We start from the raw sequence: 25,653 nt of genomic DNA on the forward strand, positions 1-25,653 counted from the left end.
ACTCAACCCATCGAACTGGAAGACGATCCCCGCGATCGGAACTTCGCGGCGTCGCTGCGGGCGATCCAGAGCGCGATCGTCGTCCAGCTAGCAACGTAGAAAAAGCCGATGACGAGCACCGCCTCTCCGGGGAAGGGGCCGATATCGGCGCGGTCGACGAACTCGGTCAGGGAACCGACGGCGGTGGGATGAACCAGTAGCTTGCCGATATAGGCGGCGGTCTGGATCAGCCGGATCCAGAGGTAGTTTCTGCGAATCCGCCGGCCAATCGCGGTGAACTGGCTGATATGATAGACTGGGTGCAGGTAGTTTTCGGCAAGGACCTTCGTCCAGCCGTTTTCGGCGTGCAGATCGCCGTCCAGTAGCATCGGCGCGTAGAGATTGTTTTCCATCCAGCGCGCCCGCGCCCGCCAGACATTGAAATAGCGATACCGGCGTGCCTCGAGCAACAGGAAAAAGAAGATGAGTATGCCCACCAGCACCAGCGGGAGCGGCGAGGCATCGGGCGAGGAAAACGCGATCGACAAAGCGATGCCGAGCGTGACCACCGCCCAGTTCGTCGTGGTGTCGAGCCGGGTTCGCCAGATCGTCGAGCGATAGATCTCGCCACGATAAAGATGGGCGAGCGCTCCCATCTCCGCACTGTTGAAATGGCGCGCGGCCGCGCTCTCCCGGACGGAATCCATGGCTTCCTCCCTGTCGCCGCACGCCGCAAAGTGTCTCACGGGGCGCCGCGGGGGTCAAAGCGGCAGGTTGATCTGGGTCAAGGATCGACCGCGCCATAACGGTGAAAAGACTGGCATCATGCCGGACAGCGCCCGGCAACGCAGGAGTCGCAATTGGACCAGCCCGCCGAGATAACGCCGATCGATGTCGAGGCCGTCAATGCGGGCGGGCGCCAGCAGAGCCAGCCTCTGTACGCCCCGCGTCAGAAGATCTTTCCCAAGCGTGCCGAAGGCAATTTCCGCCGCTTGAAATGGATCGTCATGGCGATCACGCTCGGCATCTACTACGTCACGCCTTGGCTGCGATGGGACCGCGGACCCTATGCTCCCGACCAGGCGGTCCTCGTCGATATGGCCAATCGCCGGTTCTATTTTTTCTTCATCGAGATCTGGCCCCAGGAGTTCTTCTTTGTCGCCGGATTGCTGGTCATGGCCGGCGTCGGCCTGTTCTTGATCACGTCCGTCGTCGGACGAGCCTGGTGCGGCTATACCTGTCCGCAGACGGTCTGGACCGACCTGTTTCTGGTCGTCGAGCGTTTCTTCGAGGGTGACCGCAACGCTCGCATCCGGCTGGACAAGGCGCCGTGGAGCGCCGACAAGATTCGCAAGCGCGTCTTCAAGCACGCCACCTGGCTGGTAATCGCGGTGGCGACCGGCGGCGCCTGGATCTTCTATTTCGCCGACGCGCCGACACTGCTTACCAGCTTCATCCTCGGTGAAGCGCCCTTCGTCGCCTACGCCACCGTCGGCGTTCTGACCGCTACCACCTATATCTTCGGCGGCCTCATGCGCGAACAGGTCTGCATCTACATGTGCCCCTGGCCGCGCATCCAGGCAGCGATGCTGGACGAGGATTCGCTGACCGTCACCTACAACGACTGGCGCGGCGAACCGCGCACGCGCGGCGCCAAGAAAGCGGCGGCGGCGGGACTTGCGGTCGGCGACTGCGTCGACTGCAATGCCTGCGTCGCTGTTTGCCCGACCGGCATCGACATCCGCGACGGGCAACAGCTGGGCTGCATCACCTGCGCGCTGTGCATCGATGCCTGCGACTCGGTGATGGACCGGCTCGGCCGGGAGCGCGGGCTGATTTCCTACGCCACGCTGCGCGACTACGACGCCAATCTCGCGATCGCGACCGATCCGGTCAGCGGGACGATCGACCCGTCCCGGGTGCGGGACGAGAACGGCCGTTTCCGCGACGATCTTCGCCACTTCGACTGGCGGATCATCTTCCGGCCGCGGACGCTGATCTACACCGCTATATGGGCGGCGATCGGCGCCGCCTTGTTCATCGCGCTGATGGCGCGCGACAGGCTGGAGATCAACGTCCAGCACGACCGCAATCCGGTCGCAGTGACGTTGAGCGACGGCTCGATCCGCAACGGCTACACGGTCAAGCTGCTCAACATGATCCCGGAGCCCCGCGTGATCACGCTCGGTATCGAGGGACTGCCCGGCGCGACCATGAGCATCAACGAGATCGAGCAACCGGCCGGGACCAGCTTCCCGGTGCCGGTGGAACCCGATAAACTGCGCACCTTGCGCGTCTTCGTTTCGCAGCCGCCGGAGACCGCCACGCCGGGCGCGACCGAATTCCGTTTCGTGGTCAAGGACCGGGCATCGGAAGAGACCGACACCTACGCGGCGATCTTCGAGGTTCTGGAGGAATGACCATGCTGGCTCGCCTGTTTCGACCGCGTGAATTCACCGGCTGGCACATGGTTGCCGTGATGGTCCTGTTCTTCGGGACGATCATTTCAGTCAATCTGGTGCTGGCCTATTTCGCCAATTCCAGCTGGAGCGGCCTCGTCGTCCAGAACTCCTATGTCGAGAGTCAGCGCTTCGACGCGCAAACGGCCGTGAAACGGCGCCAGGCGGCGCTCGGCTGGACCGTGCATACATCCTATGAGGGCGGGGTCTTCGCGGTCAGTCTCGCCGACGCAGAGGGACGCCCCATTCGGGACGTGTCCGTCGAGGCGACGATCGGCCGGCCCACGACCGAGCGGGAGGATCGCACCCTGCGGCTGAAACCCGTCAGGGGCGGTGATTACGCCGCTCCGACCAAGCTCGGCACCGGGCTTTGGGAGGCCGCCATCGCCGTCACGGCGACAGACGAGCCGTCCTGGGACAAAGCGGTACGCTTCGTGTTGGAGTGAGACGGTCATGACCTGTTGCGATCAAACCCTGGCCACGAGCGTCGCGCTCGAAGCATCTGATCCGGCGAGCGCGCTGCGAGCCGAGGAGCTGATGCGGTCGGGACGCGCCAACGAAGACGGCACGGTCCAGTACGTCTTCTCGGTTCCAGGCATTTCCTGCGGCCGTTGCATATCCACGATCGAGACGGCGTTGGCGCCGCTCGACGGCGTTGTCTCGGCCCGCGTCAATCTGACGATGCGCCGCGTGACCGTCATTCTCGATGCCGCGGACCGCTCGCCGCTCGCCGTCAGCGACGCCCTGAAGCGCCTTGGTTATGGTGCGATCCCGGTCGACATCGGTGATCTGGACGACCTTTCCCGCCAGCGGGAATCGGCGGGTCTGCTCAAGGCGCTCGCCGTCGCCGGCTTCGCGGCCGGCAACATCATGCTTCTGTCGGTGTCAGTCTGGTCCGGCGCCGACGCCGCGACGCGCGACATGTTTCATCTGGTCTCGGGGCTGATCGCCCTGCCGACGGTCGCCTATTCCGGTCAGGTCTTCTTCCGTTCCGCTTTCGGCGCGCTTCGGGCCGGACGCCTCAACATGGACGTTCCGATCTCGCTCGCCGTGGTGCTGGCGCTCGCCATGAGCGTCTTCGAGAGCCTGACCGGTGGCGCCGAAGCCTATTTCGACGCGGCGGTGACGCTGCTTTTCTTCCTCCTGATCGGGCGCTATCTCGACCAGCGCATGCGCGAGCGCGCACGTACCGCCGTGACCGGTCTCAGCCGTCTGGCGGTAAAGGGCGCCACCCGGATCGAAGGCGGCGAGCCCTCCTACGTGCCGCTCGACGAGGTCCGGCCCGGCATGATCCTGCGTGTCGCCGCCGGCGAGCGGGTTCCCGTCGACGGCCTGGTCGTCAGGGGGACGAGCGACCTCGACCGCTCCCTCGTCACCGGCGAAAGCGCGCCGCTCGCCACTTCCATCGGCGACCGGCTCGAGGCGGGAACGTTGAACCTGTCCGGCTCGATCGACATCGAGGCGCTGGAGACGGCGGAGAACTCCTTCCTCGCCGAAATCATCCGGATGATGGAGGCTGCGGAGAAGGGACGGGGACGCTATGTGCGCGTCGCCGACCGCCTGGCGCGGATCTATGCGCCGGCGGTCCATATCCTGGCCGCAGCCACCTTCGTCGGCTGGATGGTCGCGACGGGCGGAGACTGGTATTCCGCCACATATGCCGCGATCGCCGTGCTGATCATCACCTGCCCCTGCGCGCTCGGACTGGCGGTTCCGGTCGTCCACGTCATCGGCGCGGCGCGATTGTTCGAGAACGGCATCCTGATGAAGGACGGCTCGGCGCTGGAACGGCTCGCCGAGGCCGATCACGCCGTCTTCGACAAGACCGGCACGCTGACGACGGGGGTCCCCCGCGTTACGGCCTCTGATATCGCCGGCGACGCGGCGGCCGCGGCACGCGCGCTGGCCGCCCATTCAGCGCATCCGGCGTCCAGGGCGATTCTGGCTTTTCTCCCGGCCGGGGAGGCGCGATCGCTCTCGGCGGTTCACGAGGTGCCGGGCTGCGGCGTCGAGGGGGAAATCGACGGTCGCCGCGCCCGTCTCGGGCGTGCCGACTGGGCTGGCGCCATCGCATCCGGCACCGGGTCGCCCGGGGCACGATCCGGCGGCGTCGCCTTTGCGCTGGAGGGTGGTCACCTGTTCGGCTTCGAGCTGGCGGAGACGCTGCGCGATGATGCCGCGGGGGCGATCGACGAGCTGAAGGCGGACGGCCTGGCGGTGGAGGTGCTGTCGGGCGACGCGGTCGATCCCGTCGCCCGGATCGCCGGTGAACTCGGCGTCGCCGCAATGGCGTCCGGCCAGACTCCCGGCATGAAGATCGAGCGGCTCCAGTCATTGCAAGCCGGCGGCGCCAAGGTTTTCATGATCGGCGACGGCCTCAACGACGCGCCGAGCCTTGCGGCCGGCGACGTGTCGATGGCGCCGGCTTCGGCCTGCGACGCCGGGCGGCTGGCGGCCGACTTCGTCTTCACCCGGGACAGCCTTCTGGCCGTGCCCTTCGCCCACCGGATCGCGGTCAAGGCCCGGCGGCTGGTGCAAGAGAATTTCGCGCTGGCGATTCTTTACAATTGCATCGCGGTGCCGTTGGCGATGGCCGGCTACATCACGCCGCTGGTCGCGGCCATCGCGATGTCCGCCTCGTCGATCGTGGTCGTCGCCAATTCGCTTCGTCTTGCCCGGGGCGGCAAGTCGGGACGGCGGACTCAAGGCGCGATCGCGCCGCGCACGGGGTTGCGGTCTGCGCGGCTCGTGCGGGAGGGTGTGGCATGAACGTCCTGATCTACCTCGTGCCGATCGCGCTCGGGCTGGGTGTGCTCGGCCTGATCGCCTTTCTGTGGAGCCTGAAAAGCGGGCAGTATGACGACCTCGACGGTGCTGCCGAACGAATTCTATCGGACGACGAAGCCGATTGAGGCCGGACCCCGGCGCGCATCGGATCAGCCGGGTGTGACGTCGTCCCGCGGCTGCGGTGAGCGCCGCCGGTTCGCCGCCCAGACGATCAGCGGAATGCACCAGATCGCGATGGTGAAGATGCCGAGACCGGCGGCGATCGGCCGCTCGAAGAAGGCGAGGAAACTGCCGTCCGCCTTGATCATCGAGGTGATGAAGTTCTGCTCCAGCATCGGGCCGAGAACCAGGCCGAGGATCGCCGGGGCGATCGGAATGTCGTTCTCCTCCATCACGAAACCGAGGACGCCGAAGATCAGCATCAGGATGACGCCGAAGATCGAGTTGTTGATGGCGAACGAGCCGACGATGCAGAACATCAGGATGACCGGCATCAGGACCCGGGTCGGAATCGACAGGATCGTTCCGGCCGCCTTGATCGCCACCCAGCCGAGCGGCAGCATGATGATGTTGGCCAGGAAGAACACGATGAATACCGCATAGATCATCTGCGGATTGGTGATGAAGACGGTCGGTCCCGGATTGATCCCCTTCACGTAGAGGACGCCGATGACGATCGCGGTGATCGAGTCGCCCGGAATGCCGAAGACCAGCGCCGGTATCCAGGCGCCGCTGACCGCGCCGTTGTTGGAGGCGCCGGCCTCGACGAGCCCCTCCACATGGCCGGTGCCGAACTTGCCCTTGTCTTTCGAAAACCGCTTGCTGATGGCATAGGAGATCCAGGCGGCAATGTCGGCGCCGGCGCCCGGCAGCGCGCCGATGGCGGTGCCGACGACGCTGCCGCGCATCACCTGCGCCGGATAGCGGCGCAAATTGATCCACTGGCCGCGAAAGATCCCGGGCTGGCCGGGCCGTTCGATCCGCGGGCGTTCCTGGCGTGTGACGACCGAGCGCAGCACCTCCGATACGGCGAACAGGCCGATCATCGCCGGTATGAACTGGACCCCTGCCAGAAGATCGACGGTGCCGAAGGTGTAGCGCGGTTCGCCGGCCGGGTTGTCGATGCCGATCGTTGCGGCGAACAGGCCGATCAGGAGCGAGATCAGGCCGCGCGGCACCGATCCTGGCGAGACGAAGATCGCGCAGGACAGGCCGAGCACGACCAGCCAGAAATACTCGAAGGACGAGAATTTCAGCGCGATCTCCGCCAGTGCCGGCGAGGCGGTGACGAGAACGATCGTGCCGAAGATGCCGCCGATCGCCGAGAACACCAGCGCCGCGCCCAGCGCTTCCTCCGAAAGGCCCTTGCGGGTCATCCGGTAGGCATCCTCGACATAAGCCGCGCTGGCCGGCGTTCCCGGCATGCGCAACAGCGCGCCTGGAATGTCGCCCGCGAAGATCGCCATCGCCGTCGCGGTGACGATCGCCGCGATCGCCGGGATCGGGTCCATGAAGAATGTTACCGGCACCAGCAAAGCCGTCGCCATGGTCGCGGTCAGCCCGGGAATGGCACCGACGAACATGCCGAAGCAGGCCGAGCCGAGGATGACCAGAAGCACATAGGGCTGGAAGACGAGCGCGAAGGCCTCGGCGACGAAGGACATGAACCCTACCAGAGAAAGCCGAGAAAGGCGTTGCGCGGAAGCGGCACCAGCAAGAGCCGCCCGAATGCCTGCTGAACGATGACGGCCGCCACGATCGAGACGAGGATCGCCGTTATCGGCTTGACCCGGAGCGTCAGCATCAGTGCCGCCATCACGAACACCGCCGTCGGCACGAAGCCGATCAGATCGGAGAAGAGGATGTAGAAGACGATCAGCGCGAGCGACACGACGAGGCCGATGACCGAAGCGGGCGAGCGCGCCCAGTCGGCGATGACGACGGCGGGCCGCCGGGCACCGGCCGCCACGCTGCGCCCGGTCATGTATAAACCGAGCCCGAAGGTCAGCAGAGCGATCGTCTTGGGCATCGTCGCGGCGCCATAGGCCTGGCCCGGGATCGCCGAGAATTGCGTGGCTGAGAGGAAAATCGCGATTGCGCCGGCCAGAAGCAGGACGCCGAGGGTGAAATCATTGAGCTTCATCGACGCGCTCTTTTGAACCGCAAAGGCTCGGCACGGCGGATCGCGTCCCGCGCGCCGGCGACAGGGGAAAGCGTCCGGCCGCGCGGCCGGACGCATCTTGGCTGTCTCAGTTCTTCGCCAGACCGGCCTCTTTCATGACCACGCCAAGGCTGGCGTCGTCGTCGGCGACGATCTTCGTCGCCTCGTCGCCGGCGGCCCAGCGGACCCCGAACCCGCGCTCCTTCATGAAGTTCTGGTATTCGTCGCTGTTATAGGCCTTTTCGATGGCATTCGTCAGGGTGGACTTGACGTCGTCCGGCAGCCCCTTCGGCGCGGCGACGGCGCGCCAGACCGCCAGCGTCCAGTCGGAATCGACGCCCTCCTTCAGCGTCGGCACGTCCGGGAACATCTCCTGGCGCTCGGCGGACATGGAGGCCAGCGGCCGAACCCGACCCGCCTCGATCATCGCCCGTCCTTCGGCCAGCGAGGAGGGTACGATGTCGACGCCGCCGGCCACCATGTCGGTGATGCCCGGCGCCGCGCCCTGGCTCGGAACCCAGGTCACCTGATCCGGCGGCAGATCCTCCGACAACAGCCAGCCGGCGAGACCGAGATGCCAGATGCCGCCCTGGCCGGTGCCGGACGCCTTGAAGGTGCCCTTCGGCTGCGATTTGATGGCGTCGCGGAGCTGCTCGAGCGTTTCGTATTCGGATTCGCTCGATACCATGACGCCGCCCGGATCGGCGTTGACCAGGGCGAGAATGTCGAAGTCCTCATAGGTGAGGTCGGTGAGCCCCTGCCAGTGCATCATGTCGATCTCGATGGTCATGATGCCGAGCGTGTAGCCATCCGGCTCGGCAGTGGCGATGGCGCTGTGGCCGACAACGCCGGAGCCGCCGGTGCGGTTCACCACATTGACCGGCACGCCCAGCTCTTCCTGCAACAGCGAGGCGAGGATGCGCCCGACCGCGTCGGTGCCGCCACCGGCGCCCCAGGGCACGATCATCTGGATTGGCCGCTCTGGATAGGCCGACTGCGCCGAAGCGACGCCCGCGCCTAGAACGCTGGACGCCAGCAGTGCGGCGGCGGAGATGATGATGGAACGTCTGTGCATGATTCCTCCCAGATGGCTTGTTCGCATGAGCGCGATGCGGCGGCGCCACGCCGCCGGTGCCGGCCGTCGGCCTCCCAGACCGACTATCGGGGTCACTTGTCACCCTGTCAATGTATACCTTGTTTTGCGTGACTGCGGCCGTTCGTGGGCGGCGAACGGGAGCGAGACCGGAAATCGACAAGCTGGGGCCGGTTATCCTAGGTTGCCGGGCGGGACATCGGCAAATACAGCGAATCTCATTTCGCGTATCTGCGCAGGCGCGGGCAGGTGGTGGCGATCGCTTGCCTCGCGCTCGCACGGGTATCGGCATCGAATGGAGACGATCAATTGGGCAGACACATCACCGGCTTGCGGGAGATCGAGGATCGTTTCGATGCCATCGTCCTCGATCAATGGGGGGTTCTGCACGACGGCGATGCCCTTTATCCCGGCGTTCTGGAGGCGCTGGAGCGGCTGACCGACGCCGGCAAGGCGATCGCGCTCCTGTCGAATTCGGGAAAGCGGGCGGCGCCGAACCGCGAACGCCTCGCCGGCTTCGGCATTCCGGTCGAACGGATGGCATGTGTCGTGACCTCCGGCGAAGTGCTTTGGGATGATCTGGCGAACCGCGTCGTCAAGGGCTTCAATCGCCTCTTCCCTGTCGCCGCGACTCCGGAGGATGCCGAAGCCTGGATCGACGGTCTCGACGGGATTGCGCTCGCCGACACGCTACCCTCGGCCGACGCGATCCTGATCATGGGCCTGCCGGACGATGCCGAACTGTCGTCCTATCAGGTGCTTGTCGACGAAGCGCTGGCCCGCCGGGTGCCGGTGCTTTGCGCCAACCCCGATCGCGCCTCGCCGCGACCGGGCGGCAGGCTGGTGGTGGCGCCGGGGGCGCTGGCGGAACGCTACGAGGCGGCCGGTGGGCGGGTCGTCTGGTACGGCAAGCCGCATGGCCGGGTCTTCGAGGCGACGGCCGAGGCGTTGGGCACTCCGAGGCCAGACCGCATTCTCATGGTCGGGGATTCGCTGCAACATGACGTGGCGGGCGCCAGCGCCGCCGGCTGGCAAACGCTTTTCGTTCGCGACGGTCTGCATGCGCAATCGCTTGCCGACAAGCGTGGCGGCGATCTCGATGCGCAAATCGATAAGCTCGCGAGCGAGGACGGGGCGCCGCTGCCCGATTACACGATCGGGATGCTGCAATGGGGGGACGATGACGCTCGTTCCTGATTTCCTGGCAGGCTCTCCAGGGGGGAGGCGACGCGGCATGAACCCGCTTTATCTCGGCCTCGACATCGGCACCTCCGGCGTTCGTAGCGCTGTCGTCGGCGGCGACGGACACCTGGTCTCGACCGCCCGCGAACCGATGCACCTGTCAGCAGGGGACGACGTTTCCGCCGAAAGCTGGTGGGATGCGGTCTCCGCCTGCCTCGATGCCCAGGCAAAGGCGCTTGCGGAGAAGGGCCGTTCGATGGCGTCGGTCCGCTCGGCCGCGGTCGACGGCACTTCCGGCACGATGGTTCTGGTGGACGGCGACGTGCGGCCGGTCACGCCGGCCTTGATGTACGATTCGTCCGGTTACGACGACGAGGCCGCGCGGATCGCTGGCGTCGCGCCGCCAGGTTCGATCGCCCGCGGAAGCGGCTCGGCCCTTGCCCGCATGTTGCGGTTGCAGAGTTGCGACCCGGGTCGGCGGGCGCGCCATCTTTGTCATCAGGCCGATTTCATTCTGGCGCGGCTGACCGGGCGACCGGGACTATCCGACGAGAACAATGTCCTGAAATTGGGCTACGACCTCGAACGCGACATATGGCCGGACTGGTTCGCGGCCTGCGGCACGCGAATGGAGCTTCTTCCGGATGTGTTGCGTGTCGGCGCGGTTGCCGGATCGGTAACGGCATCGATGGCAAGGCGGTTCGGCTTCTCGCGCGAGCTGAAGCTTCTCGCCGGCACCACCGACAGCGTTGCCGCGTTTCTCGCGTCGGGCGTGACGGAGGTCGGCGAGGCGGTGACGTCGCTCGGCACCACGCTGGCGGTCAAGCTGTTATCGGATGTTCGGGTAGATGACGCGGCGCGCGGCATCTACAGCCACCGGCTGGGCGATCGGTGGCTGGCGGGCGGCGCGTCGAACAGCGGCGGCGGCGCGCTGCTGCACCACTTCTCGGCCGACACGATCGCGGAACTGTCCCGGCGGATCGATCCGAACCGGCCGACCGGGTTCGATTATTATCCGTTGGCACGAGCCGGAGAACGCTTCCCGATCAACGATCCCGCGCTGGCCCCACGGCTCGAGCCGCGTCCCGACGACGACACGGTGTTTCTGCAAGGCATGCTGGAGGCGATCGCCCGGATCGAGGGCGAGGGCTACGCCGCCCTTGCCGCGCTCGGGGCGCCGGCGCCGAAGCGGGTTCTGACCGCAGGGGGCGGCGCGCGAAATGAGGCATGGACAGCGATCCGGCGCCGGACCCTCGGCTGTCCCGTCGAGAAAGCGCCCGACGCCGAGGCCTCTGTCGGCATGGCCTTGCTGGCGCGGCGCGGCATGGCGCCGATCTGACGGAGGGAGGCGGGATTCAGGCATGAAGGCCATCGCCTCCGCTAACCTGACAGGCTTCGGCTCGCCGGTCGAGGCCTTCCTGACGCCGGATGCCGAGGACATCGCGATGGCGTATCGCGGGCGGCGAAGTCCCGATCTTGCCTTCCCTCGTCACGGTTCCAGTTCTGTGTTGGAAGGACATCCGTCCGCCGCGAGCGGCGGCACAGCGAAAGGCTATTTCGATGACGATCAGACTTGCCACCATGACCGCGCTCATCGCGGCGACCATGAGCGTTTCGGCCTGTACCACGACGCAGAAGACGGTCGGCGGCGCCGTCGTCGGTGGTGTTGGCGGGGCGGTTCTGGGCGACGCTGTCGCTGGTACTGGCGGAGCCGTGGTCGGCGGCGTCGCGGGTGCCGTCGCCGGCGGCGCGGTCGGGCGCAATCTGCGGTAAGTGCCGGAGCGATTGATCGGTCCGATCCTCACCTGAAGGCGGGCATGCGAAAGGCCGCGCTTTGATGAAGCGCGGCCTTTCTTTGATTGGCAGGGACTGCGCGTCAGCCGTTGGTGAGCGGCGAGATCGAGATTTCGACGCGGCGGTTCTGGGCGCGGCCCTGTTCGGAAGCGTTGGAAGCGATCGGCTGGCTTTCGCCGAAGCCCTGGGTGTTGAGCCGGCGCGGATTGACGCCCTGGCTCGCCAGGAACTGGCTGACCGAGCTGGCGCGCTGCTGCGACAGCTGCAGATTGTAGCCGTCCGAGCCCTGGCTGTCGGTGTGGCCGTAGACGTCGACAATCGACTTGTCGAACTCCTTGAGAACCAGCGCGACCGAACTGAGCGTCGGATAGAAAGCCGGCAGGATCGACGCCTGGTCAGTCGGGAAGGTGATGTTCGACGGCATGTTGAGGATGATGCGGTCGCCGGCCCGGGTGACCGAGACGCCGGTACCCTGGAGCTGCTGGCGCAACTTGTCTTCCTGCGAATCCATGTAGGCGCCGACGCTACCGCCCGCCAGCACCCCGACGCCGGCGCCGATCAGCGCGGCACGGCCCGAATCGACGCCGGTGGCCTCGCCAACCAGATAGCCGCCGAGCGCGCCGACACCGGCGCCGATGCCGGCACCGCCCACGGTATTGGAGAGCTTGGCTTCACCCGTGTAAGGGTCGGTCGTGCAACCGGCGACGGCGGTGGTCAGCGCAAGGGCGAGGGCGAGCTTTTTCATGAACGATATCCACTGTTGACTTCGGGGCCTTCACGGCCCGCTTCGTGTCCATTCGCGGTCGGCGTTAACGGCTACAGATGACTGAAATACGGCCGACCGGACCGCTGCCGCAATTCCATTGCAGCGTTACCCACAGGTAACAGATGGGCCGTGCGTGGCGCTGGTCGCGCGCGAAAGAAAGGCCGGCCCCGCAAGGCGACGCCGGCCGTCCTTTGATCGGGGCTGCTCAGGCAGCCCGCTGTTTTTCCAGAAGGCCGCGATTGATCAGCAGTTCGGCGATCTGAACGGTGTTGAGCGCCGCGCCCTTGCGCAAATTGTCGGAGACGATCCAGATGTTCAGCCCGTTCTCCAGGGTCTGGTCCTCGCGGATGCGGGAAATGTAGGTGGCGTCCTCGCCAGCCGATTCATACGGCGTGATGTAACCGCCGTCCTCGCGCTTGTCGATCACCAAGCAGCCCGGCGCCTCGCGCAGGATGTCGCGCGCCTCGTCGGCGGTAATCGGGTTCTCGAACTCGATGTTGACGGCCTCCGAATGGCCGATGAAGACCGGCACGCGCACCGCCGTACAGGTGACCTTGATCTTGGGATCGAGCATCTTCTTCGTCTCGACCATCACTTTCCACTCTTCCTTGGTGGAACCGTCCTCCATGAAGACGTCGATATGCGGAATGACATTGAAGGCGATGCGCTTGGTGAACTTCTTCCGTTCGATCTCGTCGGCGACGAAGACCGCCCGGCTCTGGGTGAACAGCTCGTCCATGCCGTCCTTTCCCGCGCCGGAGACCGACTGGTAGGTGGAAACGACGATACGCTTGATCCTGGCGTGGTCGTGCAGCGGCTTCAGCGCGACGACAAGCTGCGCGGTGGAGCAGTTCGGATTGGCGATGATGTTCTTCCTGGTGAAGCCCGTCACGGCGTCGGCATTCACTTCCGGAACGATCAGCGGCACGTCGGGATCGTAGCGGAAGGCCGAGGAATTATCGATGACGACGCAGCCCTTGGCCGCGATCTTCGGCGACCACTCCTTGGAGATGTCGCCCCCGGCCGACATCAGGCAGATGTCGGTTCCCGCGAAATCATGCTGGTCGAGCGGCTTCACCTTCAGCGTCTTGTCGCCGAAGGAGACCTCGGTGCCCGGGCTGCGGCGCGAGGCGAGCGCCACGACCTCGTCCGCCGGAAAGCCCCGCTCGGCGAGGATGCTGAGCATTTCGCGCCCGACATTGCCGGTGGCGCCGACGATGGCAACCTTGTAACCCATGGGATACAACCCTTCGCTCTCCCCGTCCGACCATTGCACGCTCGTCTACCGCCCCGGGGGAGACAAGCGGGGCAGACGGCGTCAGATAATCGACGTTTTGATCGTGGAGCGTGCGGACATAGGCTGCGATATGCGCGGAGACGCGTCGCTTGTCAATCACGCGGGATTGATGGCGGTTCGGGCAGGGAAGATCATGTCCCGATCAACAAAACCTTCTTCGCTGCGTTCCTGTCCCAGCCCGACTCTCGAGAAGGAATACGAAATGGCCAGCAAGAACCCAACCCGAGCGCGCGCGGTCCTGGTGGCCGCCGTCTTGATCGCCGCCCCGGTCGCCGCATCAGCCCATCATGGCTGGGCCTGGACCGAAGAGCAGGAAAGCCGGTTGCGAGGAACCATTGTCGCGATGTCCCTCGGCAACCCGCATGCTCATCTCGTGGTGGAGAACGAAGAGGGCGTCTGGGAAGTCGACCGCGCCCCGCCCGCGGCCACGCAGCGATCCGGATTCGTCGAGGGTGTCGCCGCCGTCGGCGACCAGGCCGCCTTTACCGGTCATCGGTCGCGCGATCCCAACGAACGCGTCTTCAAGGCCGAAACCGTCACGGTGAACGGGACGACCTATGATGTCTATCCCCGCCGCGAGAAAAGCCTCGAACCGTCGGCCTGACCATCCGTTGCCGGAGCGCGATCGGTGATCGATGAGTTCCTCGTCGCCGTGGCGGCCTCGCCGGTCGCCACCGCGTTGAAAGCCTCGCGCGTGGTTTATCCGCTCGTCAACGCCGCTCATATTCTCTCGCTCGCGACGCTGTTTGGCGCGATCATGGCGCTCGACCTAAGGCTGCTGGGTGCGTTCCGCATCGCGCCGGTCCAGCCGCTCGCCGTGGTGCTTCCCAAACTCGCGGCCGCCGGCCTTGCCGCCGCGGTCATGACTGGCGCGTTGCTGTTTATGGTCCAGCCACTCGATTATGCCGCCAACCCCGCCTTTCTGACAAAGATCGGGTTGGTGGGCATTGGTACCCTGCACGCCGGTTTCGTTCACGCCACCGGCCATTGGCAGCGCGTTGTCGACGAGGGGCACCTGTCCGGATCGATCAGGATATCGGCCGCGCTGTCCATGACGATCTGGATGGCGGCGATCGTCGCCGGACGATTTATCGCATTCGTCGGGTGACGGGCGCGGTCGCGAAAAAGGCCGGTCTCCCATGGAGCCGGCCATTCGCATTACTTGGTTTGCCCTTCTAGACCCGCCGAGGGCCGCGCTTGGGCTCGCTGTCGCGGCCGAGGAACTTCTTGGCGACCCAGCCGACGAAGACGGCCTTGAGGATGCTCCTGATCATCGTTGCTCTCCTGCAAATGATAATGACTGCGAGTATAATGCATGGTCGCGTCAGGTGGTTGCATGAGGGCTGATCTTCAGCAGACCGCAAGGGGGCGAGAGGTCAGGCCGTGAGCTTCGTCCGGAAACTGTCGCGCACCGCGTCGCCCATCCCGGCCGTGCCGACCTGGCGGCAACCGTCGCGCATGATGTCGACGGTGCGGATGCCCGCGTCGAGTCCCTCGGCGATCGCGGACTCCAGCGCCTCGGCCTCGGCGGTCATCGCGAAGGAATAGCGCAGGCACATTGCCAGGGAGGCGATCATCGCCAGCGGGTTGGCGATGCCCTGGCCGGCGATATCGGGTGCCGAGCCATGCACCGGCTCGTACAGCGCGCGCCGCTTGCCGGTCTTGGCATCGACGGCGCCGAGCGAGGCCGAGGGTAGCATGCCGAGCGAGCCGGTCAGCATCGCCGCGATGTCCGACAGCATGTCGCCGAACAGATTGTCGGTGACGATGACGTCGAACTGCTTCGGTGCGCGCACCAGCTGCATCCCGCCGGAATCGGCCAGCATGTGTTCGAGTTGCATGTCGGCATATTCGTCCCGGTGGATGCGCGTCACCACCTCGGTCCAGTAGAGGCCGGACTTCATGACGTTGCGCTTTTCCATCGACGTCACCTTGCCGCGGCGGGCCCGGGCGAGGTCGAAGGCTGCGCGGGCGATGCGCTCGATTTCATAGGTCTCGTAGACCTGCGTGTCGACGGCGCGTTTCTGGCCATTGCCGAGATCGATGATTTCCTTCGGCTCGCCGAAATAGACGCCGCCGGTAAGCTCGCGCACGATCAAAATGTCGAGCCCTTCGATCACCTCGCGCTTCAGCGACGAGGAGCCCGCCAGCGCCGGATAGCAGATCGCCGGGCGCAGATTGGCGAACAGCTCCATGTCCTTGCGCAGACGCAACAATCCGGCCTCCGGCCGCAGCTCGTAGGCAACGCCGTCCCATTTCGCTCCGCCTACCGCGCCGAACAGGATCGCGTCGGCCTGCATCGCCAGATCCATCGTCGCATCCGACACCGGCTTGCCGCAGTCGTCATAGGCCGAACCGCCGACGAGCGCGGTTTCCATCTCGAAGCCGGCGTCGCTCGCCTCGTTCAACAAGGCGACCAGCTTTTCGACCTCCGCCATCGTCTCGGGGCCGATGCCGTCGCCGGGAAGCAGCAGAAGCTTGGTGGTCATCGAAATCCTTCCTTACCAAGATTTGTCGCCTCTGCTACCCGCGAGAGCCGCGCGCCGCAAGGCCGGTTGGCCCATCCGGAAGGCGCGCGCTGCCCTCGCCTCGCGACAGCTGATGGTGGCGCGCTCGACTGAAATACCTCGATTTCGACATAATGTTTCAACCCCTGGTTAACGCTTCGGGAGCGATAGATCGGCCATGCAGCCACGGCGAAAGCCGCCCGCGACTGGCCGGTTTGCCGGCCGCCGCCGTGTTGTCCTGCCGGCGGAGAAAGCCATGCCATTCGTCAGTTCCCGAGTCGCCGACAACTTGACGATCAGCCTCGCCATCCTGTTCGGCGTCCTCGTTCTTCGCTGGTTGGGCGAGTGGCTCGCCACCCGCAGGGCCGATCCGATCGTCAAACGCCAACGCCGCTTCACCATTCGCGCCGTCTGCAACGCGGTTCTGGCAATCGCTCTCCTCGGAATCTGGCTGAGCGAGATCCAGAACATCGTCTTCTCGCTGGCGGCGGTGATGGTGGCTCTGGTGGTGGCGACCAAGGAGCTGATCATGTGCATCGCGGGCTCGGTGCTGCGCTTCAGCGGCCATCTCTTCAAGGTCGGCGATCGTATCGAGATGAGCGGCATCCATGGTGAAGTGATCGACCATGGGCTGTTCTCCACGACGATCATGGAGCTGCCACCGCATCATCTCGGCCATGCCGGCACCGGTCGGACGGTGATGCTGCCGAACTCGATCCTGCTGACCGGGCCGGTCAGGGTCGAGCCGCAGCCGCGCCACTTCGCGCCGCATCGCTTTACCTTGACGCTGGAGATGGCAAGACCGGTGCGGGAAACGATGGCGCTGATCGAGGCAGCGGCCGGGGCGGCGGTTGGCGACGACCTCGAACGGGCAACGCGTTTCCATCGCCTGGCCGCTGGCAAAGCCGGCGCCGATATCGCGGGGCCCGGCTTTGAGGTGGCGGTGGCGACATCGGAGATCGGCAAGCTGCAGTTTCACGTCATGATCTACTGCCTGGTCAGGGACGCCAGGGCGCTCGAGCAGAAGATATTGCTGGACGTCCTTTCGGCGGCGTTGCCGGAGGCCCGGAACTCGGCGCTACCCGCGGAAGCTGCCGGGTGGGACGATATCGCACGCCAGCTCCGCGCCACCGCCTGGCCGCAGGCGCACGTGGCGGCGTAGCCCGGATGGGTCACGTCCGTCCGGGAACTCACCCCACGCGGCGCGTGAAGAACCGGCCGCGGCCGGCACCATTCGTAGCCGCCGGCAAAGCCGCGCGACATGTCGTGCCTGGATAGCGGACCGGGCCGTCTCGCTTGGCGCGAAGCGGCCCTGACGGTTGCGGGTGATACCGGAGCGAAGGCCCGGCTCAGCCCTCCGGGATCGGCTTCGACGTCAATTCGTCCGCGCTGGCGCGCACGAAGCCGTAGCTTTCATAAATTGCCTGCGCCTCGTCGGAGCGCAGATAATCGAGGAATGTCTCGGCATTGTCGGGATTGCGGGCCGTGGTCAGCGTGCCGATGGCATAGGCGACGTTGTCCTGCTGGTTCTGCGGCGCCGGGATCTCGACGCCGTCGATCTTGCGGCCCTCGGCCTTGGCGTGGCGCACTTCGGTTTCCCAGACGATGCCGACATCCGCCTCGCCGGCCTCGATGCGGTCGGGCGTCTCGCGATGGTGCCGCTCGGTGAACCAGGTCTTGCCTTCCACGGCCCAACAGCCCTTGCAGTCGGCGTTTCCGGTGACCTTTTCGTAGATGCCCATGTCCTTGAGCATCCGCGATCCGTAGAAACGGAAGATGCCCTCGGTCTGCGGATTGGGATGGGACTGCACCAGATCGTCTCGCGCCAGGTCCTCGGCGCCCTTGATGTCCTTGGGATTGCCTTCGGCAACCATCAGGGACAGCCGATTGTGCGTATAGACCATATAGGTGTCCATCACACCGGCGGCCTTCAGCTTCTGCAAGTGCCCGAGGTTCACGCTTGCGTAAAGATCAGGGTTCTGCGCCGTGTCCTTGCCCTTGATCTGACCCTGTTTCAGGATTTGCTGGTTGATAATCTGCCCCGGCGGGATGGTCTCTACATACACTTTCGCGATGTTCGGATGCTTCGACTGGAAATCCTTGATCAGCTCTTCCATGACCATGAACTGGTTTCCGGCGAGATACATGACCAGATCAGCCGTGTAGGAATCCTCGATCGCGCTATATTCGACCTCCCCTCCTGCGGTGAAGGTGCGGTAATCCTTGTCGCCGCTTTCATCTTCCTGCGCGAATGCCGTTCCGGCCAAGAAGATCGCGGCAACGGCGGTCGTAATTATTCTTTTTAACATTGGTTTTTCCTCCCATAAGGCGGACGAATTCATACATGCGAATGAGCGAATGTAAAGCAGGCCGTCGTCCGAGATATTGCGCAGCCGGTCTCTCGATCGGCGGGACGCAGCCTCACAAGTGCGACGCGAGCTTGCGCACGAGCTGTTTGCGCTGGCGTCGCGAGTGAAGCTGCCGGGTCCAGAGCGTATCCGGGCTGATCCGCATGCCGCCAGCCTCGGCCCGCACGAAGGAGAAGCGCCGCGACGCCCCGACGGGAAGCCGGTCGGATCCGTAGAGAGCGAGCACTGTCAGTTCGATGGCGTTGACGGCATCGGTCCAGTTGTGCAGCCGCGCGCGGTCGGGGTCCGTTTCGACCAATTGGGAGACGAACTCGTCGAAATGGCCGATGTCGAGATACTCGCCGGCGGATAGACTCCCCTGGCGCATCGATGAGCGTGGGTCGGCGCCCAGATCCTCCGGGAGATCGCGCAGGTCGGTGAGGGCATATTCGTAGGACTTGGCCTCGGTCTCCAGCGTCGCGATGATGCTTGTAACGTAAAGCGGCTCGGCGCTCATGCTGGTGATGAGGCAGCGTGACCGGATGCCGTGTCCGGCGCCGCGGCTGATCAGGATGGAGGAACGGCGCTGGCGGCGGTAGCCGTTCAGCAGAAGTTGCAGATAGACGATCCAGACGACCAGCATGGCCATGCTGACCGCAAGGCTCAGCACGTCGGTGTTTTGCGACAGCCAGTTCCACATGAGGGCGCTCCTGGGCTCGTTCGGCAACGCGTCCGCCGGCTGCGTCAATCGCCTGCGGAACGCGGGAACGCCGCGATCGATCCGTTTGGCCCCGCCGAAATCCCGCCGCGATCACGCCGAATCGTCAAAGCGTGACTCGCTTGGCGCGCGGCCGGCGCGCACAATCGCGACCGGAACGCGACGGCGATGCGGGATCGGGAGGAAACGATGCACCTAGGATTGCGGTGGGGCGCATTCGCCACGGCGATGACGCTTCTGATGATGACTGGACTGGCCGGCGCGAACCCGGCGCGCTGGGCCGCCGAGGGGTGGCGGACGGATTTCTCCAAGCAATCGGTCGATCTCACCGAGATCATTTCGGGCGGTCCGCCGAAGGACGGCATCCCGGCGATCGACGATCCGCGCTTCGTGACGGCTGCCGAGGCGGATAATCTCCAGCCGCGCGAGCCGGTGATCCAGCTGACCGTCGGCGGCGAGACCCGTGCCTATCCCTTGAGCATCCTGATGTTTCATGAGATCGTCAACGATACGGTCGCCGGCGTTCCGGTCGCCGTCACCTATTGCCCGCTCTGCAACGCGGCGATCGTCTTCGAGCGTGAGCGCGACGGAAAAATCCTCGATTTCGGCACCACCGGCAAGCTGCGCCATTCCGATCTCGTCATGTACGACCGGCAGACGGAAAGCTGGTGGCAGCAATTCACCGGCACGGGGATCGCGGGTGCCCTGACCGGCAAGACGCTCGACGTCATTCCGTCGGGCCTCGTCTCCTGGCAGGCCTTCGCCAAGCGCCATCCGGGCGCCAAGGTGCTGGCGCCGCCGAAGAACATGAGCCGGCCCTATGGCCAGAACCCCTATGTCTCCTATGACGGCTCGGCGACGCCGTTCCTCTATCGCGGCGAGATGCCGGAGGGGATCGAGCCGATGGCGCGGGTGGTCGTCGTGCGCGCGGCGAAAACCAACGAGCCGGTCTCCATCGTCTCCTTGGCGAAGTTGCGCAAAGGCGGGAGCCTCGAGCGTGGCGGCTATCGCTTGAGCTGGGAGAAGGGGCAGGCCTCGGCACTGGATACGCGCGATATCGGCAAAGGCCGCGAAGTCGGCACCGTCAGCGTCACCGGACCGGACGGCGAGCCCGCGGTCCACGACATCACCTTTGCCTTCGTTGCCCACGCCTTCCATCCGGAGATGGAAATCGAGGGGTAGATTGACCGGCCCTGATCAACCGCGAAAGGCGGTGGCCTCTATCTCGATTTTCATCTCCGGCCGGATCAGCCCGGCGACGATCATGGTAGCGGCCGGGCGGATGTCCGCGAGCCAGCGGCCGGTCACGGCGAAGACTTCGGAGGCGAGTGCGGCGTCGGTGACGATATAGTTGACGCGCACGATGTCGGCGAAGGCGAAACCCGCCTCGCGCAAGGCCGCGTCGATGGTCAGCAGCGCGTTTTCCGTCTGCTCGGCGGCGCTGTCGGGCATGTCCATCGAAGCATAGTCGTAGCCCGTCGTTCCGGCAACGAAGCACCAGTCGCCGACCGCGACCGCGCGGGAATAGCCGGCCTGCCGCTCGAACGGAGAGCCCGTCGAAATCAGGCGGCGCGGCGGTCTATCATCGCAAGGCGACTGGCGATCCATCCTGGCCCCGTATCACGCCCAGGGACGCCGTTCGGCCAAAGCGGCCTCGTAGCCGGCGATCGAGCCCGCCTTCTCCATGGTCAGGCCGATATCGTCGAGACCGTTGAGGAGGCAATGCTTGCGGAACGGATCGATCTCGAAGGAGATCTGCCCACCATCCGGCCCGGCGATCGTCTGGCTCTCCAGATCGACCGTGAGGCGCGCGTTGGCGCCGCGCTCGGCGTCGTCCATGAGCAGGTCGAGCTGCTCCGGCGTGACGCGGATCGGCAGGATGCCGTTCTTGAAGCAGTTGTTGTAGAAGATGTCGGCGAAGGACGTGGAAATCACGCAGCGGATGCCGAAATCGAGCAGCGCCCAGGGCGCGTGCTCGCGCGACGAGCCGCAGCCGAAATTATCGCCCGCGACGAGGATTTCGGCGTTCCGGTAAGCCGGCTTGTTGAGGACGAAATCCGGGTTCTCCGAACCGTCCTCATTGTAACGCAACTCGGCGAACAGGCCCGTGCCGAGGCCGGTGCGCAGGATCGTCTTCAGATAGTCCTTCGGAATGATCATGTCGGTGTCGACATTGACGATCGGCAAGGGCGCGGCGACCCCGGTCAGTTTGTCGAATTTCTGCATCGCCGTCGTCCTTCACGTTTCCAATGGTTCCTTGCTTGGTGGATAGCATTTCGGCTCGGGCGCGCAAACTCCGGAGAGTTTTGCGTGTCGGCGATTGCCTGTTTCGTCTGAATCGGCGATGAGGTTCGCCATGACCAAACCATTCCGCCCCCGCCGCTCGCTGCTCTTCGTGCCCGCCGCCAATGCGCGCGCGCTGGAAAAATCCGTAAGCCTTGCCGCCGACGCGCTGATCTACGATCTGGAGGACTCCGCCGGTCCGCGCGAGAAGGAGGACGCCCGCGAGAGACTGGCGACGCATCTGCGCTCCGACGGTTTCGCCGGCGAGCGGATCGTCCGGATCAACACGCTCGACACGCCCTGGGGACTTGACGACCTGCGGATGGCGGCGAAAGCCGGCGTCGACGCCGTCCTGCTCCCCAAGGTCGAGACGGTGGAGACGCTTCGCCAGGCCGCCGAGACACTGACGGAGGCGGGCGCGCCGGACAGCGTGAAGCTCTGGGCGATGATCGAGACGCCCCTCGGCATCCTCGATGTCGGCAAGCTGGCTGCCGCCGGACGCGACATGCGGGTGACGGCCCTGATGGTCGGCCCCTATGACATCGCCCTGTCGACCGGCATCGATCCCGGCGCCGACCGGGCCGAATTGATGCCCTGGATCATGCAGATCATGGTGGCGGCGAAAGCCTATGGAATGGCGGTGCTTGACGGCCCCTATGCCAATTTCCGCGATCAGGAGGGCTTTGCGGCCGAATGCGCGTCGGGCCGACGGCTGGGATTCGATGGCAAGACGCTGATTCATCCGTCGCAAATCGCGGGCGCGAACGCTGCTTACTCGCCTGACCCGGCGGCCATCGCCTGGGCCGAGCGGATCGTCGAGACCTTCGCCAAGCCGGACAATTCCGACAAGGGCGTGTTGCAGATCGAGGGACGCATGGTCGAGCGGCTGCATCTCAAGCAGTCGCAAAAGCTGCTGGCGATGCGCGACGCGATCGCCGACCGGGAGACGGCGCGATGAAGCTCTACCGTTTCCTGTCAGGGTCGGATGATTCCGCCTTCTGCCACAAGGTGTCGCTGGCGCTGTCCAGGGGTTGGGAGCTGCATGGGTCCCCGACCTACGCCTATGACGCGGCGATGGGCACGATGCGCTGCGGCCAGGCGGTGGTGAAGACCGTCGCAGGCGAAAAATACGACCCGGCGCTGAAGCTCGGCGAGCAGTAGGCGCCGTCGCGGGGTTTCAGGAGTAGTCCGGCGGATGAAGCGATCCGGTCCCGAGATGCGAAGGTCGCTCGAATCCGCCATTGGTTACGGAATCGGCTGCGCCCTGGTCGGCCTTGCCGCCTTTGTCACGATCGCCATCCTCGTCGTCGTGGCGATGGCCTTTCCGCTCACCCTGACGGTCGTCCTCGCAAGCCTGGCTGGGCTGGCGCTCCTGCGCTGGCGGCAAAGCCGGGCGATGTCCAGGACGAGGCGATGACGGGCGGGTCAGGCCACGCTTGCCTCCAACGCTTCCATGTCATCGTCCGACAGGCCGAAATGATGGCCGATCTCGTGGATCAGCACATGTGAGACGAGGGTGCCCAGCGTCTCCTCGTGCTCGGCCCAATAATCCAGGATCGGCCGGCGGTAGAGGAGAATGCGGTTCGGCATCTCGCCGGTGACCGGGCTGTCGATGTCGCCGATCGCGCGGCCCTCGAACAGGCCGAGAATGTCGAAAGGGCTTTGCAGCTCCATTTCGCGGATCACATCGTCGTCGGGAAAGTCCGCGACGTGGAAACGAATCTCGCCGGAGAGCGCCCGGAACTCGTCAGGAAGCTCGGCATAGGCCTTGATCGCCATCGCCTCGATCACGTCCAGTCCCGGCGCCATCGCTATTTCCCACGACTGCGCGTCGGCGTTGCTATCCATGAAGGCTCTTTCGTTTCTCGTTCACGTGGTGGCCGTTCACTCAACGGCCGACTGGCTGGGCCGCATACCATGCGGCGACCGCCGCGATCTGCGCCTCGTTCATGTTTTTCGCGATCGGCGTCATCAGGTGAGAGAAGCGCGTACCACCGCGCGTGCCTTCCTTCCACAGTTCCAGATGCGTCCGCGCGTACCATTCCGGCTGACCGCCGAGATAGGGATAATGCGGGTTCTTGGCGCGGCCCTCGGCGCCGTGGCAGCTCTCGCAGGAGGGGATCTTGCGGGCCGGAAGGCCTTCCTGGGCGATCTTTCGTCCGAGATCGCGCATCGCCTCGGGGTTTTCGGGCAAGCCGCCTGCTGCCGCAGTAGAGACGACGGCATTTCCGCTGCGTGTGTCGGGCGGAAAGATCTGCGCCGGAATGCCGTCGGCCATCGCGACTGTCGGTTCCGCTTCGGCCTCGGAGATCTGACCGGCCGGGGCCGGGCTCTCGCTCGGCTCACGGGAATCGCGCGTCACCGGCTGGCCGGCATACCATTTTGCGAGCGCGGTCAGCGTTGCCTCGTCATAACGCTTGGCCGGCGGCTGCATCAGGCCGGAATGGCGGAAACCTTCCGAATAGGCCCTCAGCGTCTCAAGAAGATAGGCCTCCGGCTGCCCGGCGATGACCGGGAAGGCGCCGGCGGCATCCTTGGCGCCCTGGCCGAGGCCATCGCGTCCGTGACACCGGACGCAATCGGCCAGCGCGTTCTCGAAGATGCCGTCCAGCCCGGCCAGTGTCTCGCCACCGGCTTCCAGTGGTTTGTCGCCGCGGTTTCCGCCGAGCGCAAGTTCGGCATAGCGCTCGGCCGTCATGTTGGGCAGCGCCCGCAGGAAGGCGACCTGGGCCCAGACCTCGTCGTCCCGCTCTTGGGTCGGCCAGGACGGCATGCCTGTATATTTGAGGCCGTGTTTGACGATCCAGAACAGTTCGCTGTCTCCCCAGTCCCCGACGCGGTCCGAGAGCCGCGGCGGATGCGGCGTCATCGCTAGGGAAACCGGCGACTGTGGTACGCCGGGGGCGCCGTGGCAGGGGGCGCAGCCGGTGGCGAAGTGTCCCGCCGCGCGTTGAACCAAGGCGGGGTCGTCGAGGTCGATCTCCTCGGGAACGGAAATTAACAAGGACTGGCGCGCGACGGCATTGCGCATGGTCCAGTTCAGGAACCAGCCGACGGGCCCGAAATGGCCCGATGAGGCGGCTATGGAGACCATGCCGGAGAGACTGAAGGCGAAGGCGAGCGCGGCGCCACCGGCCGCCGCCAGGAGAAGCTTCTTCCAGGTGAGGATGAAATCGATCCGCATCAGCACGTCCCATCGCTGCGCGCGTCCTCGCGCAAGAGCGAGGCGAGCAGCGCCAATCCCCCGCCGAGATAGGCCGCGCCGCCGACGAGCAGCATCAGGACACCGCCGAGCTGCTGGTCGGCGAGCGGGGTCAATGCGGCGGCCGGCGAACAGAGTTCGGCGCAGGCATAGAGCGGACGCGGCGCAAACAGGAGCAGCGCGCCGAGCAGCGTCATATGCATCGAGGTGACGAGAAGCGCGACGACGCCCGCTGCGCGCGCGGCCGGCCGGCCGGCGCTGGCCGCTCCGATCGCGCTGGACCAGAGGAGGATCCCGGCGCCGAGGAAGGAAGTCTGTTCGAGGACGAAAACCGATCTATCCACGCGCGCCGCATCATGCAGCACCGGTGCGTGCCAGATCCAGATCGCAACGAACTCGACCAGTGAGGCGAAAATCGCCAGAGCCGGCGGGAATGCGGCGATCAGACGAGGAAAGGCGCGCGCCAGGCCGAGCGCCAGAACCGGCGCGGCGAGGGCGACGAGGCCCATATGCAGCACCATATGGGCGGCGAAAGAGCCGCGCGCGGTCTGCGGTAGCGGCCCGAACCACAATAGCGCCAGCAGGAGGACGCCGGCGATCAGCGGCCAGAACCGCGTGATAGGGGACCAACGCGATGCCGCCGGTGTTGTGGCCGGGTCATGGCCGGCCAGCGTGGGCGCGGCGGTTCTCATCGGCAATCCGCGTTGATCAGCACCGGCAGGGCGACAAAGAGCACGGCGACGAAGGACAGCGCGGCCAGCAGCACGGTGGAGAATTCCAGAAACCGCTCGCGCGCGGCTTCGGTGTCCTCGTCGTTATAAAAACGGCTGCCGCCTCCCCCGCGCCAATCACGCCATGCGCGCCGGAAGACGGCCGCGATCAGAATCAGCGCGACGAGCGTGACGCCGGCGATGGCGACGCGGGCGCCGCCGATGGTCTCGAAAATCCTGTCATTCGGGGTGCATTCATAGGCCGCCAGCACATAGGAGACGAGGAAGTGCAACGCCCAGAGCGTCGGCGGGGTGATCAGCGTCCAGAGATTGTCGCGGGTCTGTCCGTCGGTGTGCATCCCTGTCT

General features: G+C 65.6%; 29 protein-coding genes. 14 read left to right on the forward strand and 15 right to left on the reverse strand.

All coding sequences use genetic code 11. The annotated features are described in order from the left end of the window. Positions 1 to 2: 2 nt before the first annotated feature. Positions 3 to 686, reverse strand: a complete 684-nt coding sequence (locus MJ956_RS02630; protein WP_253962925.1) for a DUF2270 domain-containing protein — start codon at positions 684 to 686, stop codon at positions 3 to 5. 153 nt (positions 687 to 839) lie between these two features. On the opposite strand from MJ956_RS02630, the gene ccoG reads away from it, so the two are divergent. The 4 genes from ccoG to ccoS all read left to right on the forward strand — a co-directional run bounded on the left by ccoG (position 840) and on the right by ccoS (position 5,350). After that, the gene (gene ccoG / locus MJ956_RS02635) at positions 840 to 2,399 is read left to right on the forward strand and encodes a cytochrome c oxidase accessory protein CcoG (protein ID WP_253962926.1); all 1,560 of its coding nucleotides are present in this window, start codon (positions 840 to 842) and stop codon (positions 2,397 to 2,399) included. Positions 2,400 to 2,401: 2 nt separating this feature from the next. Further along, positions 2,402 to 2,884, forward strand: coding sequence for a FixH family protein (locus MJ956_RS02640; RefSeq protein ID WP_253962927.1), 483 nt, complete (start codon positions 2,402 to 2,404; stop codon positions 2,882 to 2,884). Between the two features lie 91 nt (positions 2,885 to 2,975). Beyond that, complete coding sequence (locus MJ956_RS02645; RefSeq protein ID WP_253962928.1) at positions 2,976 to 5,207, forward strand: heavy metal translocating P-type ATPase; 2,232 nt, start codon at positions 2,976 to 2,978, stop codon at positions 5,205 to 5,207. Further along, a complete protein-coding gene (gene ccoS, locus MJ956_RS02650; RefSeq protein ID WP_253962929.1) occupies positions 5,204 to 5,350 on the forward strand; it encodes a cbb3-type cytochrome oxidase assembly protein CcoS in 147 nt (48 codons plus the stop codon). The genes MJ956_RS02645 and ccoS overlap by 4 nt, the downstream gene beginning before the upstream one ends. A 24-nt stretch (positions 5,351 to 5,374) precedes the next feature. Here ccoS and MJ956_RS02655 read toward each other — a convergent pair whose 3' ends face one another. From MJ956_RS02655 to MJ956_RS02665, 3 genes are all read right to left on the reverse strand, one after another. Then, on the reverse strand, positions 5,375 to 6,889 hold the full coding sequence (locus tag MJ956_RS02655; RefSeq protein WP_253962930.1) for a tripartite tricarboxylate transporter permease: 1,515 nt from the start codon (positions 6,887 to 6,889) through the stop codon (positions 5,375 to 5,377). Positions 6,890 to 6,894: 5 nt separating this feature from the next. Next, the gene (locus MJ956_RS02660; protein WP_253962931.1) at positions 6,895 to 7,368 is read right to left on the reverse strand and encodes a tripartite tricarboxylate transporter TctB family protein; all 474 of its coding nucleotides are present in this window, start codon (positions 7,366 to 7,368) and stop codon (positions 6,895 to 6,897) included. A gap of 106 nt (positions 7,369 to 7,474) precedes the next feature. Beyond that, the gene (locus MJ956_RS02665) at positions 7,475 to 8,461 is read right to left on the reverse strand and encodes a Bug family tripartite tricarboxylate transporter substrate binding protein (protein WP_253962932.1); all 987 of its coding nucleotides are present in this window, start codon (positions 8,459 to 8,461) and stop codon (positions 7,475 to 7,477) included. Positions 8,462 to 8,788: 327 nt separating this feature from the next. On the opposite strand from MJ956_RS02665, the gene MJ956_RS02670 reads away from it, so the two are divergent. From MJ956_RS02670 to MJ956_RS02680, 3 genes are all read left to right on the forward strand, one after another. Then, on the forward strand, positions 8,789 to 9,676 hold the full coding sequence (locus MJ956_RS02670) for a TIGR01459 family HAD-type hydrolase (protein ID WP_253962933.1): 888 nt from the start codon (positions 8,789 to 8,791) through the stop codon (positions 9,674 to 9,676). Between the two features lie 37 nt (positions 9,677 to 9,713). Next, positions 9,714 to 11,000, forward strand: a complete 1,287-nt coding sequence (locus MJ956_RS02675) for an FGGY-family carbohydrate kinase (RefSeq protein WP_253962934.1) — start codon at positions 9,714 to 9,716, stop codon at positions 10,998 to 11,000. Positions 11,001 to 11,221: 221 nt separating this feature from the next. Next, positions 11,222 to 11,434 carry a hypothetical protein gene (locus tag MJ956_RS02680; protein WP_253962935.1) on the forward strand — a complete coding sequence of 71 codons (213 nt, stop codon included), beginning with the start codon at positions 11,222 to 11,224 and terminating at the stop codon, positions 11,432 to 11,434. A 103-nt stretch (positions 11,435 to 11,537) separates the two neighbouring features. On the opposite strand, the gene MJ956_RS02685 is transcribed toward MJ956_RS02680, so the two are convergent. Continuing rightward, on the reverse strand, positions 11,538 to 12,200 hold the full coding sequence (locus MJ956_RS02685; protein ID WP_253962936.1) for a YiaD family glycine zipper/OmpA-like lipoprotein: 663 nt from the start codon (positions 12,198 to 12,200) through the stop codon (positions 11,538 to 11,540). Positions 12,201 to 12,426: 226 nt separating this feature from the next. After that, positions 12,427 to 13,458, reverse strand: a complete 1,032-nt coding sequence (locus MJ956_RS02690) for an aspartate-semialdehyde dehydrogenase (protein ID WP_253962937.1) — start codon at positions 13,456 to 13,458, stop codon at positions 12,427 to 12,429. Positions 13,459 to 13,561: 103 nt separating this feature from the next. On the opposite strand from MJ956_RS02690, the gene MJ956_RS02695 reads away from it, so the two are divergent. Together MJ956_RS02695 and MJ956_RS02700 are read left to right on the forward strand one after the other, a co-directional pair. After that, positions 13,562 to 14,122: a DUF6152 family protein gene (locus MJ956_RS02695; protein WP_253962938.1), complete on the forward strand. Its 561-nt coding sequence runs from the start codon at positions 13,562 to 13,564 to the stop codon at positions 14,120 to 14,122. A 24-nt stretch (positions 14,123 to 14,146) separates the two neighbouring features. After that, positions 14,147 to 14,626 carry a DUF2214 domain-containing protein gene (locus MJ956_RS02700; protein WP_253962939.1) on the forward strand — a complete coding sequence of 160 codons (480 nt, stop codon included), beginning with the start codon at positions 14,147 to 14,149 and terminating at the stop codon, positions 14,624 to 14,626. A gap of 268 nt (positions 14,627 to 14,894) precedes the next feature. Here MJ956_RS02700 and leuB read toward each other — a convergent pair whose 3' ends face one another. After that, the gene (leuB, locus tag MJ956_RS02705) at positions 14,895 to 16,007 is read right to left on the reverse strand and encodes a 3-isopropylmalate dehydrogenase (RefSeq protein WP_253962940.1); all 1,113 of its coding nucleotides are present in this window, start codon (positions 16,005 to 16,007) and stop codon (positions 14,895 to 14,897) included. Positions 16,008 to 16,281: 274 nt separating this feature from the next. Here leuB and MJ956_RS02710 point away from each other — a divergent pair, with 274 nt between their 5' ends. Continuing rightward, entirely contained in the window at positions 16,282 to 17,187 is a 906-nt protein-coding gene (locus tag MJ956_RS02710; RefSeq protein WP_253962941.1) for a mechanosensitive ion channel family protein, read from the forward strand. Between the two features lie 187 nt (positions 17,188 to 17,374). Here MJ956_RS02710 and MJ956_RS02715 read toward each other — a convergent pair whose 3' ends face one another. Both MJ956_RS02715 and MJ956_RS02720 read right to left on the reverse strand, forming a co-directional pair. Further along, positions 17,375 to 18,334: a molybdate ABC transporter substrate-binding protein gene (locus tag MJ956_RS02715; protein ID WP_253962942.1), complete on the reverse strand. Its 960-nt coding sequence runs from the start codon at positions 18,332 to 18,334 to the stop codon at positions 17,375 to 17,377. A 112-nt stretch (positions 18,335 to 18,446) separates the two neighbouring features. Then, a complete protein-coding gene (locus MJ956_RS02720) occupies positions 18,447 to 19,073 on the reverse strand; it encodes a hypothetical protein (protein ID WP_253962943.1) in 627 nt (208 codons plus the stop codon). A 207-nt stretch (positions 19,074 to 19,280) separates the two neighbouring features. Here MJ956_RS02720 and MJ956_RS02725 point away from each other — a divergent pair, with 207 nt between their 5' ends. Further along, on the forward strand, positions 19,281 to 20,273 hold the full coding sequence (locus MJ956_RS02725; RefSeq protein ID WP_253962944.1) for a DUF3179 domain-containing protein: 993 nt from the start codon (positions 19,281 to 19,283) through the stop codon (positions 20,271 to 20,273). Positions 20,274 to 20,288: 15 nt separating this feature from the next. Here the strand turns inward: MJ956_RS02725 and MJ956_RS02730 are convergent, their stop codons facing one another. Beyond that, complete coding sequence (locus MJ956_RS02730) at positions 20,289 to 20,699, reverse strand: RidA family protein (RefSeq protein WP_253962945.1); 411 nt, start codon at positions 20,697 to 20,699, stop codon at positions 20,289 to 20,291. A gap of 12 nt (positions 20,700 to 20,711) precedes the next feature. Then, on the reverse strand, positions 20,712 to 21,317 hold the full coding sequence (gene leuD, locus MJ956_RS02735) for a 3-isopropylmalate dehydratase small subunit (protein WP_253962946.1): 606 nt from the start codon (positions 21,315 to 21,317) through the stop codon (positions 20,712 to 20,714). A gap of 130 nt (positions 21,318 to 21,447) precedes the next feature. On the opposite strand from leuD, the gene MJ956_RS02740 reads away from it, so the two are divergent. The 3 genes from MJ956_RS02740 to MJ956_RS02750 are packed head-to-tail and all read left to right on the forward strand — an operon-like array spanning position 21,448 to position 22,791. Further along, positions 21,448 to 22,332: an HpcH/HpaI aldolase/citrate lyase family protein gene (locus tag MJ956_RS02740; protein WP_253962947.1), complete on the forward strand. Its 885-nt coding sequence runs from the start codon at positions 21,448 to 21,450 to the stop codon at positions 22,330 to 22,332. Then, entirely contained in the window at positions 22,329 to 22,535 is a 207-nt protein-coding gene (locus tag MJ956_RS02745; protein ID WP_253962948.1) for a DUF1737 domain-containing protein, read from the forward strand. Before MJ956_RS02740 ends, MJ956_RS02745 begins: the two co-directional genes overlap by 4 nt. A gap of 34 nt (positions 22,536 to 22,569) precedes the next feature. Further along, positions 22,570 to 22,791, forward strand: a complete 222-nt coding sequence (locus MJ956_RS02750) for a hypothetical protein (protein WP_253962949.1) — start codon at positions 22,570 to 22,572, stop codon at positions 22,789 to 22,791. 8 nt (positions 22,792 to 22,799) lie between these two features. Here MJ956_RS02750 and MJ956_RS02755 read toward each other — a convergent pair whose 3' ends face one another. The 4 genes from MJ956_RS02755 to MJ956_RS02770 are packed head-to-tail and all read right to left on the reverse strand — an operon-like array spanning position 22,800 to position 25,645. Continuing rightward, entirely contained in the window at positions 22,800 to 23,222 is a 423-nt protein-coding gene (locus MJ956_RS02755; protein WP_423724784.1) for a metallopeptidase family protein, read from the reverse strand. Between the two features lie 40 nt (positions 23,223 to 23,262). Continuing rightward, positions 23,263 to 24,558 carry a c-type cytochrome gene (locus MJ956_RS02760; protein WP_253962950.1) on the reverse strand — a complete coding sequence of 432 codons (1,296 nt, stop codon included), beginning with the start codon at positions 24,556 to 24,558 and terminating at the stop codon, positions 23,263 to 23,265. Further along, positions 24,558 to 25,268, reverse strand: a complete 711-nt coding sequence (locus tag MJ956_RS02765; RefSeq protein WP_253962951.1) for a cytochrome c oxidase assembly protein — start codon at positions 25,266 to 25,268, stop codon at positions 24,558 to 24,560. Before MJ956_RS02765 ends, MJ956_RS02760 begins: the two co-directional genes overlap by 1 nt. Beyond that, complete coding sequence (locus tag MJ956_RS02770; protein WP_253962952.1) at positions 25,265 to 25,645, reverse strand: hypothetical protein; 381 nt, start codon at positions 25,643 to 25,645, stop codon at positions 25,265 to 25,267. Before MJ956_RS02770 ends, MJ956_RS02765 begins: the two co-directional genes overlap by 4 nt. Positions 25,646 to 25,653: the final 8 nt, after the last annotated feature.

Source organism: Aurantimonas marianensis (assembly GCF_024195285.1).
GTDB lineage: Bacteria > Pseudomonadota > Alphaproteobacteria > Rhizobiales > Rhizobiaceae > Aurantimonas > Aurantimonas marianensis.

Excerpts from the sequence above, each read along its gene's own strand:
- MJ956_RS02740 (WP_253962947.1), top strand. The coding sequence starts at position 21,448 with ATGACCAAACCATTCCGCCCCCGCCGCTCGCTGCTCTTCGTGCCCGCC.
- MJ956_RS02660 (WP_253962931.1), bottom strand. The coding sequence starts at position 7,368 with ATGAAGCTCAATGATTTCACCCTCGGCGTCCTGCTTCTGGCCGGCGCA.
- MJ956_RS02745 (WP_253962948.1), top strand. The coding sequence starts at position 22,329 with ATGAAGCTCTACCGTTTCCTGTCAGGGTCGGATGATTCCGCCTTCTGC.
- leuD (WP_253962946.1), bottom strand. The coding sequence starts at position 21,317 with ATGCAGAAATTCGACAAACTGACCGGGGTCGCCGCGCCCTTGCCGATC.
- MJ956_RS02750 (WP_253962949.1), top strand. The coding sequence starts at position 22,570 with ATGAAGCGATCCGGTCCCGAGATGCGAAGGTCGCTCGAATCCGCCATT.
- MJ956_RS02720 (WP_253962943.1), bottom strand. The coding sequence starts at position 19,073 with ATGTGGAACTGGCTGTCGCAAAACACCGACGTGCTGAGCCTTGCGGTC.
- ccoS (WP_253962929.1), top strand. The coding sequence starts at position 5,204 with ATGAACGTCCTGATCTACCTCGTGCCGATCGCGCTCGGGCTGGGTGTG.
- MJ956_RS02675 (WP_253962934.1), top strand. The coding sequence starts at position 9,714 with ATGAACCCGCTTTATCTCGGCCTCGACATCGGCACCTCCGGCGTTCGT.
- MJ956_RS02725 (WP_253962944.1), top strand. The coding sequence starts at position 19,281 with ATGCACCTAGGATTGCGGTGGGGCGCATTCGCCACGGCGATGACGCTT.
- MJ956_RS02770 (WP_253962952.1), bottom strand. The coding sequence starts at position 25,645 with ATGCACACCGACGGACAGACCCGCGACAATCTCTGGACGCTGATCACC.
- MJ956_RS02690 (WP_253962937.1), bottom strand. The coding sequence starts at position 13,458 with ATGGGTTACAAGGTTGCCATCGTCGGCGCCACCGGCAATGTCGGGCGC.
- MJ956_RS02730 (WP_253962945.1), bottom strand. The coding sequence starts at position 20,699 with ATGGATCGCCAGTCGCCTTGCGATGATAGACCGCCGCGCCGCCTGATT.
- MJ956_RS02685 (WP_253962936.1), bottom strand. The coding sequence starts at position 12,200 with ATGAAAAAGCTCGCCCTCGCCCTTGCGCTGACCACCGCCGTCGCCGGT.
- MJ956_RS02645 (WP_253962928.1), top strand. The coding sequence starts at position 2,976 with ATGCGGTCGGGACGCGCCAACGAAGACGGCACGGTCCAGTACGTCTTC.
- leuB (WP_253962940.1), bottom strand. The coding sequence starts at position 16,007 with ATGACCACCAAGCTTCTGCTGCTTCCCGGCGACGGCATCGGCCCCGAG.
- MJ956_RS02655 (WP_253962930.1), bottom strand. The coding sequence starts at position 6,889 with ATGTCCTTCGTCGCCGAGGCCTTCGCGCTCGTCTTCCAGCCCTATGTG.
- MJ956_RS02630 (WP_253962925.1), bottom strand. The coding sequence starts at position 686 with ATGGATTCCGTCCGGGAGAGCGCGGCCGCGCGCCATTTCAACAGTGCG.
- MJ956_RS02715 (WP_253962942.1), bottom strand. The coding sequence starts at position 18,334 with ATGTTAAAAAGAATAATTACGACCGCCGTTGCCGCGATCTTCTTGGCC.
- MJ956_RS02665 (WP_253962932.1), bottom strand. The coding sequence starts at position 8,461 with ATGCACAGACGTTCCATCATCATCTCCGCCGCCGCACTGCTGGCGTCC.
- MJ956_RS02760 (WP_253962950.1), bottom strand. The coding sequence starts at position 24,558 with ATGCGGATCGATTTCATCCTCACCTGGAAGAAGCTTCTCCTGGCGGCG.
- MJ956_RS02640 (WP_253962927.1), top strand. The coding sequence starts at position 2,402 with ATGCTGGCTCGCCTGTTTCGACCGCGTGAATTCACCGGCTGGCACATG.
- MJ956_RS02765 (WP_253962951.1), bottom strand. The coding sequence starts at position 25,268 with ATGAGAACCGCCGCGCCCACGCTGGCCGGCCATGACCCGGCCACAACA.
- MJ956_RS02710 (WP_253962941.1), top strand. The coding sequence starts at position 16,282 with ATGCCATTCGTCAGTTCCCGAGTCGCCGACAACTTGACGATCAGCCTC.
- MJ956_RS02755 (WP_423724784.1), bottom strand. The coding sequence starts at position 23,222 with ATGGATAGCAACGCCGACGCGCAGTCGTGGGAAATAGCGATGGCGCCG.
- MJ956_RS02680 (WP_253962935.1), top strand. The coding sequence starts at position 11,222 with ATGACGATCAGACTTGCCACCATGACCGCGCTCATCGCGGCGACCATG.